The sequence below is a fragment of the Leptospira weilii serovar Ranarum str. ICFT genome (genome assembly GCF_000332415.1).
GTDB lineage: Bacteria > Spirochaetota > Leptospiria > Leptospirales > Leptospiraceae > Leptospira > Leptospira weilii_A.
The window spans coordinates 1-12,247 of the sequence record NZ_AOHC02000021.1 but is presented as its reverse complement, the minus strand read 5'-3'; the positions used below and the strand labels follow the sequence as shown (position 1 = coordinate 12,247).

Below are 12,247 nucleotides of genomic sequence, written 5' to 3'. Positions count from 1 at the left end.
TTTCGAGTCCAGAGGAATTAGACTGACGCATTCGATCAATACGTCATTGCCTTATCGAGAGCTGCGTCTAAGTCAATCGATATCGTAATGAGTTTATCCAACCGAGTTAATTCGAAAATTTTACCAATCGAACTCGGAATCGAATAGACGATCAAGGCGCCTTTGAGTTGTTTCATCAATTTGGCTTGTGTGCTGATGAGAACCGCAAGTCCCGAAGAATCGATATGGGTCGTAGCCGATAGGTCCAATAGAAGTACTCTCGCCCCTTCGTCGACTTTCAAATTGAATAGGTCTTTGAGTTTCTTTGAAGAAAAAATATTTATTTCCCCGCTCGTTTTTACGATCGTAATATGCGGTTTTAATAAATGATTTACGTGAGAATTCGATACGACCTCAACGGATAACTCATCTTTTGATTTGTTGGTTGCTTCCATTTTTGTTTTCCTAAAAGTTAATGTTAATTTTCATTTCGATTTTTTGGTCCTTTTCAACCGAATGTAGGTTTGGACTTGCCGGGCTTACGGGAACTTCCTGAAAGAAAAAAGAAAATGTTGCCGGAAAAGTAAGTAGCGCCGTATTAAACAAATACGTACATACCAAAGATATTAGAAAAAGCTGATTTAAACTTTTGTGTTTATTAAACTCTCCGTTTGGTTCCTCGACCCAAAGGATAGATCCGTCGCTTTGCGGAACGAATAAAGGCGTTTTCCCCTCCGCGCTTTTAGCCGCAACAAATTCGTAAATACTCCCAGCTGCAAACAATGCGGTCAGCCCCATCAAAGTAAATCCGCTTTTTGTATGTCCTTGATTTTTAATGTAATAACCCGGAATTAAATAATCCAGAATTGTAATCGGTTGAATTTCTTTTTCTTTCGGAGGATCGGGTTTCTTTTCTTCGGCTGCCTTATAAAATAAAGATGCGATTTCTTCTCTCGCAACGAGGACCGGATTTACATCCGATTCGTTTTGAACGGAAATCGATTCTTCGTTTACACTTTGAATTGGAGATAAAATTTCCTTTTGATCCTTGGAAGTGATCCGCATTGGAAAACCGGTTTTTGAAAGTTGTTCTAAAATTTTCGTAGACGGCTCTTCTATGTTGATCGATTCCAAATCTTTGAAAGAGGCTCTGAGATAACGATTGTTTTCGTCCACGTAATAAACCGTATTAACGTTCAGTTTGATAAGTTTCAGATTACATTTCGATTCCGGCTGTTCTTTGAAACGGATACAAAGACGGTTTCCCGGTTCTTCAAAAAATACTTCGGCGATATCTTTTTTGAGGATTTTTATGTCCTCACCTTCGGTCGTGATGATGATATGATCGGACGTTCCTTCGGTTTCTTTCAAATCGCCAGAAAGTTGTTCTCCCGACTTTAGAATCACTCGATGTGCCTGAAGATGCGCCGTTAGAAAGGCAAAAAGTAAAATGAAGATAAGAATTTTTTTCATTTCGACAACTCGATTTGAATCGGAGCATTCAGGCTGATTTTCTTTTTGGAATTTTTTTCGATCAAAGTAATGGATTGATCGTCTTCAAAAATCGCTTTTAGGAACGGAATTTTTTCCTTGTTTTGAACGAATAAAAGTTTGTGAGTACTCTTGATGGAATTCTTCATAAGGCCGATCGACTCGATTGTGTAAGTGGCGAGGGTAATCGGAAAATGAGCCGAAAAAAGTTTGGTCTCATCCCCGTCTATGACGATCTTATCCCCGTAAACGGGAACAGAATCGGAAACTTGAATGGCGATATAGTTCTTTGCTTCGACTTTGGCTTCCTCTTCCGCTTTTCTTAAAAACGCTTCCGACTTGGAGACTACTTCTTGGAGTTCGGCGCTCAGAAGATTTTTCTTTTCGTCGATGCGACCGGATTTATTGAGATTCAATAAATTCTCTTCCGCATTCGTAGGTTTTAATTTTTCGGACGACGCCTTGATTTCCGCGGCCTCGCTTGCGTCTCCGAGTCTTTCCGCGTTTTTATCGGAGATTTTCGCGATTTCAGTTCCCGCGTTGTAGTAATGACCCAACATCATCAATCTACGATTCGCTTTGATCGCGATCTCTTTGTCCGTTTTGGAAAAGGCGAGTTTTGCATATTCGGTGATCGCCGAACTTTGATTTCCTGTTTTTTCGAGAGAATACGCTTGTATGTATTTCATTTCCGCGGATGTCATATTCGATTTTGTGAATTCTTCCAAAACCTTGGCATAATTTCCTTTTGCAAAATACGCTTTCGCTCTCGATTCGGGACTGTCGAAATTTTCCTCGATTTCTTTGGCGCTTTGTTTGGATCTTTGTATGATCGCGATTAAAATCTCCGCGTCGTTTGCAAACACCGTTCCGGGATTGTTTTCCAAAACGGATTCCAAATCTTTGAGTGCGTGATCGAATTCTCCCTGGACCGCAAGACAAAAACCCTGGTGTAAAAGAATGAATCCGCTTTCTTCCGTTCCTTTGGTAAACGTATCCGAAGATTCTCCATACGCTTGATAAGCTTCTTTATAGGCTTGATTTCTTTCCAAAGCGAAGGCGCGTTCCAAAATACGAATTTTAGCCGAATTGATCTCGAAGTCGATCGGAGGTTTACCCGTGACAAAACGAACCGAATTGATTAAAACCGATCCGAAACTTTGTAAAACTCCCACGCTGAACGTTTCCAGTTGATTGCTTTCGATCAAAGAACTCTGTAGATTGTTCAGATTCATTTCCGCTCGAATGTTGTCCTTGTTGGATAAAATACTTTCGAACTTAGATCTTAGAATTTCACTCGAAAACGAAAAATTGAAGAGTTTTCTTTTTTCAAGAGTTACTTTCAGTTCGTAGAGTTTTGTATCCAGTACGATCAGTCCGAAAAAAACGATCAATAGGAATCCTAGAATTGCGATGAAAAAGCTCTTTTTCATTTTAAGTAATTTCTAAAATTCCGAAAGTGACGTCGTCCGGGAAAATGTTTGCAAAAGAATGAATTTCATTTCGGATCTTTTCCGTGAGTTCTAACGTCGGTAGGGTCGCGTATTTTTGAAACGTATCCAAAAGACGATCGTCTCCGAATTGTTCGGTCGTTTCACTGGTTGCATCCAAAACTCCGTCGGTGTAAACTAGAATCTTATCACCCGGTGAAGTTTTGATTTTTAAAACGCTGTATTCGTCCGGAATGCCGATTCCGAGTACGAATCCTGTGGACTCGAGTACAACGATTTTATTTTGTTCCTTTCGGTAGTAATAGATCGGATTGTGTCCGGCGCTACAGAAGTAAGCGTATCCTCCTTCCTTTTCGAAAAGAATGAAAATTCCGGTCGCAAAAAAAGTTCCTTGTAGTGTTTCAAAAAGATTATCGCTGAGCCGGTTGAAAATATGCGCCGGGTTCACGGTCTCTTTCATGATGTTTTCCACGTTGTAGTGAATGATGGAAGTAATCAGAGCGGCCGAAACTCCGTGTCCGGTCGCATCCGCTAAAAAGAATGCGGTCCTTGTATCGTTGATCTCGATGATGTCGTAAATGTCTCCGCTGACTTCCCGCATCGGTTGATAAACAATTTCCACGTCGATCAAATTGAATTTTTTCCTCCTTTCCGGAAGAAAACATTCCTGAACGTTTTTACCGATTTCCAGCTCCGTCTGGATTTGAGCGTTTTTGAGTTTGAGAGTATCGAATTGGGAAGAGATTTGTTCCGCCATTCCGTTGAATGTGTTGCCTAACGCGTCCAGTTCGTCTTGAGCGGAAACGTTCCACGAAATCCTCGCGTTCAAGTTTCCCGTAGCCATCGTTTCGCTGACTTCTTTCAAAAGAAAAAGGCGAACGAAGATTTTTCGATAGAGAAAAATTCCGAAAAGAATATGAAACGCAAAACCCCAGACCAATAATAAGCCGAGCTGAATGTACAGGGACCGGAGCCGATCCACCATTTCTTTCATTTTAATCTGAGAGATTAAAAATGTTTTTGGGTTTAGATAAAAGATCAAGTTTACGATAAAATGATCAGTGTCGAGTTCTATATCGTACGAAGTGTTCAAGGCCGCCTTTGCATTGCTCATATTTGTAAGTTTCGTTTTGAGATCCGATACGGAAGCCGTGACGCCGTTTGAAAGAAGAATACGGGTTTTTTCTAATGAATTGTCCTCTGCCGCGATTACGGAAAAATTTGTGAGTCCGATACTGAGGAGTTTGGTCTGAAATTCTTCGGTTTGCGAGGAATCTTCAAAATTAATATTTCCGAAAGATTCTATTTTTTTAAGAATTTCGCGGGCAACACGATCCGATTCTAAAGTAAAATTGGAAATGAGAAGGTCGGTTTGATTTTCAAAGATCATGACCGCTACAAAAGTAAGATTCACGACGGTTAAAATCGTATAGATGACGATAATCTGTAGTCGAAGGGATTTTTTCATGATCAAGATAGATTATCGTTCTTTAATGGAGCAAAATCATTGCATACTATAAAGTGAATCGTTTTGTTTCCGGAAGCCCTAATGGAAGACCTGCGTCACGACCGTTGCAAAATTAGAAAAAAGTTTTTGACAAGACGGATAAGACATAGAACCGCAATATTCTGTTGAAGAATGTTTCCGACAAATTCTTTTTTAAGTTCGTAATATATCTAACGCATTAGTGGAAATACATGTTTCGACAGATTGACCAAAGCAAATTTTTTTTATGAACTTTCCGATTGTAACGTTTTTGTAATGATTAAAATTTCTTTGTACTAAAAGTTCTACGCATTTTTGTTTCCACTATGAAAGCCAAGCGCGTCCATCGTGTTCCGATTTCTATGGAAGAAGAAGTAAAAGACGAATACAACTAACGCAAGATGAGTGCGACTTACTTTTATAAAAATTCAAAACAACAAAAACACGATCAAACAGATTGGCGCTTTTACGCGAATCTTTTTAACCATTCGAAGAGGAAATTTACACGGTAATATTTTTTCTTTAAGAGTTTGTCCGCCAACCGTCCGATTTTATCGGAATGGCCGCAAATCTCTGCGATTGTTTTGAGTTTTGGAACAAGCTCTAAATCTGAATTTTAAATCGAAGTTAACATCTTATTCTAACGTGAGTTCAAATGCGAAGGCGATTGTAGCGAGATCAACAAATTGGAATAACGAAAAAATTTCGTTTTTCGATCGGTCCATCAATTTGTTGATCGGAGCGTTATGTTGCGACCGCAGGCAGCGACATTGAGTTTAAGCGCGGTCCGGCTCTTGACAAAACCAGGGCCGGATTCGCCGAAACTTATCTAAGAAATAATATATTTCCAAATGAAATTTTATCTTACATTAACCGTTGATTGCAAAAGAGACTTTGTATTGATTTTAAAAAAGGTTTTGATTTTTTGGATTCCTGAATAGGAAACGAACCTTTCGGAGAATGTTCGATTTACGGATCCGAAGGGAAGTCCTTTTCGGATTTAAATTGCCTTTCTAAAAGAATCATAGAAAAGATACATCGAATGTTAGGAATATCTGTTATTCTCTATTTGCTTACGACGATTCTCATCGGGGCCGCGGCTTCTCGATTTGTAGGAGATTCTAAAGATTACATTCTTGCGGGTAGAAGATTACCTTTGTTTCTTGCTTCTTCCGCCTTGTTTGCGACTTGGTTCGGTTCGGAGACTTTGCTCGGTGCGTCTTCCCGTTTTGTAGAGGACGGAATTCTCGGAGTTATTGAAGATCCGTTTGGAGCGGCTCTTTGTCTGTTTCTTGTAGGTCTTTTTTTTGCAAGACCTCTCTATCGTATGAACATTCTTACCTTCGGAGATTTTTATAAGAATCGATTCGGAAGACGAGCGGAGATCCTATCCAGTGTTTTTATGATTCCCTCTTATTTCGGATGGATCGCCGCGCAGTTTGTCGCTTTGGGTATTATTTTTCATTCTTTAGCGGATCTTCCCGTTGCGACGGGAATTTTTGCCGGAGCCGGAGTTGTTTTGATCTACACTGTGATCGGAGGAATGTGGGCGATATCCCTCACCGATTTTTTACAAACCATTTTAATCGTATTAGGACTTGCTTATTTAGTTTGGGATCTAAGCGGCAAGGCCGGCGGTCTTGGCGTCGTACTTTCATCCGCAAAACCGGGTTTTTTTCGATTTTTCCCGGAGATGAATTCCAAAAGTATTCTTACATACGTCGCGGCTTGGATGACGATTGGTCTGGGATCGATTCCGCAGCAGGATATTTTTCAAAGAGTGATGGCTTCCAAATCGGAAAAAGTTGCGGTTTATTCCTCTTTATTGAGTTCTTTTTTTTACTTAAGTGTGGCGTTTTTACCGTTACTCGCGGTTCTTTGTGCGAGAAAAATATATCCGGAAATTGCGAGTGAAGACGCGCAGATGATTCTTCCGAAAACGGTATTGGCTCATACGGGGCTTTTTACGCAGATCTTATTTTTCGGAGCCTTATTGTCCGCAGTGATGAGTACGGCGAGCGGGGCGATACTCGCTTCCGCGTCGGTTTTGGGGGAGAACGTGATTCGTCCTTTTGTTAAAAATCCGAATGAGAAAACGCTGCTTGTAATCTTAAGAATTTCCGTCGTAATGATCACGTTAGTCTCTCTTTTTATGGCGAACACTAAAAGTAATATTTACGAACTTGTTTCTCAGGCTTCCGCTTTGAGCCTCGTTTCCCTATTCGTTCCGCTTGTGGCGGGTCTTTTTCGAAAAGATTCCACTTCGACCGGAGCCGTTTTTTCCATGGTTACGGGTTTTGGCGTATGGTTTTTTTGTAATATACTTTCTTTGGAAGTTCCGGCTTCGATTCCCGGGTTGATATCGAGCTGGCTCGGGTTGTTGTTCGGCGATTTTTTGGAAAAACACGGCTTCGGATTTAAAGAAAAAACATAAAGTATTTTGCATATACAAAATTGAAACTCAGTGAAACGCTCTTTATGAATCGCGTTTCAGGGCGCAGGGCGGTTAAACTCATAACGCTGCTTCCCGCCGAATGATCCGTAGAGAGTGAGGCGCCTATTTCAATCAATCATTCTCCGAACTCAGTGAAACGCTCTCTATGAATCGCGTTTCAGGGCGCAGCGTTAGGGATCGATGCGTGGTCAAGTTATTGGAATTACGGAAATTGAATGTTTTCGGTTAAATGCAATAACTTGACCGAAGCGGAGAGCCCGGCCTGCGCTTTTTCATTTTGATTTTGTTGTACGTCTTATACAAGCGCAGGAACGCCCGATCCGAGTTAGTTTGTTAGGATCGGTTTTTTTATTGAGGTTAGAATACGATTTTTGTAATTATGAGTAGGATATTTTCGAAATACGTTTTAAACATTTTTTTCGTTTGTTTAAGGACGTTTAAACGATGATTCATCGGTTTTCGATAATTTCTTTCCAAAGAAGTGTTAGGCGTCTGATATTGACAAAATATGAATTTGGAGAAATGAATGGCTCCCGTTTTAGACGATTCCACTGCGTTTGAAAGAACCCAAGAAACTCAATCCAAATTAAGCGAAACCTTTCAAGGACTTTGGCTCGAAAACGAAATCTGTTTTGCGATCGCGGGCGGTGGTTGTAAGACGTTTTACGGTTTGGGTTTCGGTCATGAATTGAAATCCTGGGGGTTAAAATTTAGGGAAGTTTCCGGAGTGTCCGCCGGAGCCGCGATGGTTCTTTGTTTGATCTGCGGCGACGAAGAAGAATGTGTGACCTTCTTCGAAAACATCGTAAGAAAAAATCCTCAGAACTTCTATCTGAGCCGTCTTTTCAAAGGAGAAAGGGCGTTTCCTCACGAAGAGATGTATCGAAAAACGATTCGATTCGGAATGGATTTTCAGAAAATCATGAAGTCCGGAACGAAAGTTTTTATTCATACGTTGAGGGCGATTCCTAAGGAAGATTCCTTGAAGAATAAATTTCGACTCGCAAGGCTCATCGCGGAAACCGCAAAAGCGTTTTTAGAAGATGAAAGGGATCGGGGTCGGGGTTTGCATACGGAAAGAATGCAAAGAGTACTCAGGAATTGGAATATGAGAGAAATATTATTTACGGAAAAGGATTTTGAAGACGAAAAAACGGTGGAACAGATCATTCTCAATTCTTCTTCCGTTCCCCCGGTTGTGTCCGTTCAGAGTCACGGCAAAGAATATTATCTCGACGGGGGCCTTACCAACAATCTTCTTTTGGAAGCGTTTCCGCCCGATAAAAAGACGATCGGTATTTATTACGAACCCACAACGATCATTGGGAAAGATCCAAAACTTTTGGAAAGATGTTTTTTACAAAAACCTTCCGAACCCTTGCCGATCACTTCTTTTGATTATACCGACCCGATCGGAGTGAGAAAGGCGTATGAACTCGGCAAACAAGACGCTCGATTGAACAAGGATAAAATTTTCGAATATCTTAAAAGGGACTGGGCGAAAGCGGTTTCTTCGTTGAAATCCAAATAATATTCGTTTTTTAGAATATTCTAAATTTATTTATTTTCAGCCAGAGACGGCTTTGCGGGTCGTGAGATTTCTCCATTGGAAATGCGGGAGAATTTCATGATTCAGAGGTAAAAGGGGACTAACGTTCTTTCGTTATCTCCATTTGTGTTGCCGCTTTCAGATAAACCCGCAAAAGAAATTCCCATTCTTAATTGATTTATTACTCGGACGTATAAAAACAGTACCCAGAATAGATGTGAAAATAATAATAGTCTAATGGATCTAGATGCAAGGAAAATAGGCAGAAAAGGACAAGAGAAACTGCGCCGTCTTGGAGTTCAACGAGTATTGGATGGAGAATCGCCAAAAGCAGTATCGGAGAGTTTAAAATTAGGAAGCAAAACAATTTTTGTTTGGCTGAGAAAATATAAGAAGGATGGAGAAAAAGGACTGATTCCAGGTAAAGCAAAAGGTAAAGCTCCTTTACTGAATGCCAAGGAGAGACAAAAGCTATGTAGAATGATTATAGGTAAAGATCCTCGACAATGGTCCTTTGGTTCGGGCTTGTGGACTCGAAAATTGATTTCAGAACTGATTTTGAAAGAGTTTAGAATTAAAATCGGCTTAACGGTGGTAGGTGAACTATTACATAGTTTGAATATAACTCCGCAAAAACCGTTAAAATTAGCTTACCAACGAGACCCACAATCGATCAAAAAATGGATGAAAGTAACTTATCCTTTAATCCGCAAAAATGCGAAAAAAACCGGGGCAGAGATCTATTTTAACGTGAATTCGACGTAAGAAATCTTGGGCGAATCGCTCGCGAATTTCATAGCTAAAATGGGCTCGCGACCGCGCTTTTCGTTCCAATTCCTTCGGAATTTCCACTACAATCGCTTTCGCATTTGTTATATCGAACTCACGTTATTTTATTGATGAAACGGGAATTCGCTCGGATTCTACGGTTGGAAAAACTTGGGGTCAAAAAGGTGATAAAGTAGTTTTAAAAGATATTGGAGTTCACAGTAAAGTAAATGCTATTTCGGCTGCGAATATTTCCGGCGCATTTTGGTTTCAAACTTACACCGGAAAGTTTACGGGAGCTAAGTTTGTTGAACTGCTAAAAGATTTCATGAAATATAGAAAAAAGAAGGTCTTTCTTATTTTGGACGGTCATCCCACTCACAAGGCAAAAGTAGTAAAAGAATTCTTAAAACTTCTCAATGGTAAATTAGAGTTTTATTTTCTTCCCGGTTATTCTCCTGACTTAAATCCGGATGAGTTTGTCTGGAATCATTTAAAGTCAAATCTACTACCAAAAAAATTCTTGGGGTCCAATGATTCTATCTTAAATGTTGTTCGAGCGTGTCTTGATACTATTAAAGCTGATGCTAAACTCGTTCGATCATTCTTTTTTGCTAAATCGGTATCCTATTTATACGACTGAGTAGTAAATTTCATTCTCCTGTCTGCAAGTCTCCGAAACGATCAAGAAGTCCAATTCGGAAAAAAATCCACTACTTAAACCCTTTTGACGTCTATCTTGCTTCAAAACTAATTGGAATCTGCAAGTTATGAAAAATGAAAGCAATATAGGCGATAAATATGTCGGAATTCTCTTGACGTATACTACTGTGTATCTATTTTTTCTAAACCCTGTGAGTGACCCGGCGAAGCTGCACCTTCTTCTCAATTAGTAAATTACTATACAAATAATTAGTATTTTATATTCTTTTCCCATGCATTTCTTTCTAGAGAAGAGGGGAAGGTTTCTGTTCGTTAGGCATTCTTATGATCCCAAGGCCTATGAGTTCGTTCGAAAACTTCCGGGAGTGAAATGGGATTCTAAGAAAAAACGATGGGTTCTTCATTTTTCCGAAGAGCTGCTTGAATGGTTTCGAAAATTAGAAAATTCTAAAGTTTCTCTTCGGGGAGAACTGGCGCTTCGGGATTGGGTCAAAAATTTGAAGATGCAGAACGCATCTAAGAAAACGATTCTATCCTATTATTCCAATACGCTCGCATTCTTAAAGTGGATCCAAAAGGATCCGAAAGACGTTCAGAAAAAAGACATTCAATCTTTTATAGAAAATTCTTTTCTTGAAAGGAAGTTGAGTCCGGCGACCGTTACCTTGAGGATTCAGGCGCTCAATTCTTATTTCGGAGTTCATCTCGGTAAGCCTTGGTTCAAAGATTTGCCAAGGCCTAAAAGAGAACAGAGACTTCCCGATATTCTTTCCACGTCCGAAGTTTCTAAAATTCTAGATGCGATGCCGAATCCTAAACATAAACTTTTACTTTCGTTTTGTTACGCGAGCGGTCTTCGAGTAAGCGAACTTGTCAAACTTCGACCCGAAGATATTGATGAGAAGAGAAAAACTCTCAAAGTCAGAGAAGGTAAGGGTAAGAAGGATCGTTTCACGATGTTGTCCCACACCTGCGGCATCCTTTGGAAAGAATTTCGAAATCGTTATCCATACGAGGATTGGGTCTTTCCGGGGCAGGATCCTTCCAAACATTTACACATTCGATCCGCAGAAAGAATTTTTGAAATCGCCAAACGGAAAGCCGGTATCAAAAAACAGGTTAGTATCCACAGCCTTCGTCACGCGTTCGCAACTCATCTGCTCGAAGCGGGAACGAACATCAAACACATTCAGTTTCTTCTCGGTCACAAAAGCGTAAAGACGACCGAGATCTATACTCGAGTGAGTCAGGTTCGCCTCACTGAAGTTGCCAGTCCCCTCGATCTCTGGACACTAAAATTTGATTCCTGACTTTGCGACATTCGGATATTCTGCTTTTTTGGGCGTTTAGGCGACAGTCGGCTATGCGATTTTTTCATTACACGCGGCGAGTTTGAGTTAGACGAAATGGCGATAAATTGATTGTACTTTTTAACAATTCTTAAAAGAACTCCTTGACAAGTATATATCTTGGTATATACTATTTTCGAGGTATATAAATGCAAACCGCGAAATTATTTACAAATGGAAGAAGTCAAGCCGTTAGATTACCGAAAGAATTTCAATTTTCAGGAGATGACGTTCTTATTCAAAAAGTAGGGGAGGCGGTAATATTAGTCCCGAAGAACAAGGCTTGGAATGTATTTTTAGACGGACTTAATGGATTCTCAGATGATTTCATGGAGGCAGGTCGAGAACAACCAAAATCCGATAAAAGAGAAAAACTTTAATGTATCTTTTAGATACCAACATTTGTATTTTTCTTATTAAAAAAAAGAATACAGCTCTTTTAGAAAATCTTAAAAAAAAATTGAATAAAGGTTTATTTGTTTCTTCCTTAACAGTTGCTGAACTTGAATTTGGAATTCAAAAAAGTGAATTCAAAGAGAAAAATAAAATTTCGTTAATTGAATTTTTATCAATTTTCAACATTATTTCTTTCACAGATAAAGACGCAGAATCATACGGAATAATTAGAGCAGAATTAGAGAAAAGAGGAATTGTTATTGGATCAATTGATATGCTTCTTGCCGCTCAAGCTATTTCAAATAATTTTATTTTTGTAACTAATAATACAAAAGAATTTAAGAGAATAAAAGAATTAAAATTAGAGGATTGGACGGCATCGTGAACGAATCGCCACTTCGTCTAACTTCGACTTCTCGCGGCGCTTCGAGATCGCTCCGCGACTCTCGCTTGGCCTTCGGCACATTGCTTTGCCACTTCGGTTCGCGGGACGGCGCTAAGGCGCCTCGAACCTTGTGCCAACCGCATCGCGCACAAGCGCTTGCGGACGCAACGTCGAGAAGCCTCTTTCGTTAGGCGCAAGTCAGCAAAAATTTCTACTTTTCTCTATTTATCAGTTTCAAAATCATTTTGGCCAAATTATCGAAAAAAATCATTGAC

At 39.9% G+C, this 12,247-nt stretch carries 11 protein-coding genes; 7 read left to right on the top strand and 4 right to left on the bottom strand.

The genetic code is table 11. From position 1 onward, the window contains the following. Positions 1-35: 35 nt before the first annotated feature. From LEP1GSC060_RS05675 to LEP1GSC060_RS05660, 4 genes are read right to left on the bottom strand one after another with little or no spacing between them, the layout of a single operon-like run. Positions 36-434, bottom strand: coding sequence for an STAS domain-containing protein (locus LEP1GSC060_RS05675; RefSeq protein ID WP_002999197.1), 399 nt, complete (start codon positions 432-434; stop codon positions 36-38). 10 nt (positions 435-444) lie between these two features. Next, positions 445-1,452 carry an LB_137 family protein gene (locus LEP1GSC060_RS05670; RefSeq protein ID WP_002998800.1) on the bottom strand — a complete coding sequence of 336 codons (1,008 nt, stop codon included), beginning with the start codon at positions 1,450-1,452 and terminating at the stop codon, positions 445-447. Then, a complete protein-coding gene (locus LEP1GSC060_RS05665; protein ID WP_002998973.1) occupies positions 1,449-2,903 on the bottom strand; it encodes a hypothetical protein in 1,455 nt (484 codons plus the stop codon). Before LEP1GSC060_RS05665 ends, LEP1GSC060_RS05670 begins: the two co-directional genes overlap by 4 nt. Before the next feature lies 1 nt (position 2,904). Beyond that, a complete protein-coding gene (locus tag LEP1GSC060_RS05660) occupies positions 2,905-4,389 on the bottom strand; it encodes a SpoIIE family protein phosphatase (protein ID WP_036095491.1) in 1,485 nt (494 codons plus the stop codon). Between the two features lie 1,060 nt (positions 4,390-5,449). On the opposite strand from LEP1GSC060_RS05660, the gene LEP1GSC060_RS05655 reads away from it, so the two are divergent. The 7 genes from LEP1GSC060_RS05655 to vapC all read left to right on the top strand — a co-directional run bounded on the left by LEP1GSC060_RS05655 (position 5,450) and on the right by vapC (position 11,972). Continuing rightward, positions 5,450-6,841 carry a high affinity choline transporter 1 gene (locus LEP1GSC060_RS05655; protein WP_002998844.1) on the top strand — a complete coding sequence of 464 codons (1,392 nt, stop codon included), beginning with the start codon at positions 5,450-5,452 and terminating at the stop codon, positions 6,839-6,841. 547 nt (positions 6,842-7,388) lie between these two features. Further along, entirely contained in the window at positions 7,389-8,393 is a 1,005-nt protein-coding gene (locus LEP1GSC060_RS05645) for a patatin-like phospholipase family protein (protein WP_002998967.1), read from the top strand. Between the two features lie 255 nt (positions 8,394-8,648). Then, positions 8,649-9,176: a helix-turn-helix domain-containing protein gene (locus tag LEP1GSC060_RS05640; protein ID WP_420805475.1), complete on the top strand. Its 528-nt coding sequence runs from the start codon at positions 8,649-8,651 to the stop codon at positions 9,174-9,176. A 130-nt stretch (positions 9,177-9,306) separates the two neighbouring features. Beyond that, complete coding sequence (locus LEP1GSC060_RS19280; RefSeq protein ID WP_420805476.1) at positions 9,307-9,822, top strand: IS630 family transposase; 516 nt, start codon at positions 9,307-9,309, stop codon at positions 9,820-9,822. A 385-nt stretch (positions 9,823-10,207) separates the two neighbouring features. Then, positions 10,208-11,152: a tyrosine-type recombinase/integrase gene (locus LEP1GSC060_RS05630; RefSeq protein ID WP_230458307.1), complete on the top strand. Its 945-nt coding sequence runs from the start codon at positions 10,208-10,210 to the stop codon at positions 11,150-11,152. A 188-nt stretch (positions 11,153-11,340) separates the two neighbouring features. Beyond that, a complete protein-coding gene (vapB, locus tag LEP1GSC060_RS05625; RefSeq protein ID WP_002998826.1) occupies positions 11,341-11,571 on the top strand; it encodes a type II toxin-antitoxin system antitoxin VapB in 231 nt (76 codons plus the stop codon). Then, positions 11,571-11,972: a type II toxin-antitoxin system tRNA(fMet)-specific endonuclease VapC gene (gene vapC, locus LEP1GSC060_RS05620; RefSeq protein WP_002999135.1), complete on the top strand. Its 402-nt coding sequence runs from the start codon at positions 11,571-11,573 to the stop codon at positions 11,970-11,972. The genes vapB and vapC overlap by 1 nt, the downstream gene beginning before the upstream one ends. The last annotated feature ends 275 nt before the right edge of the window (positions 11,973-12,247 follow it).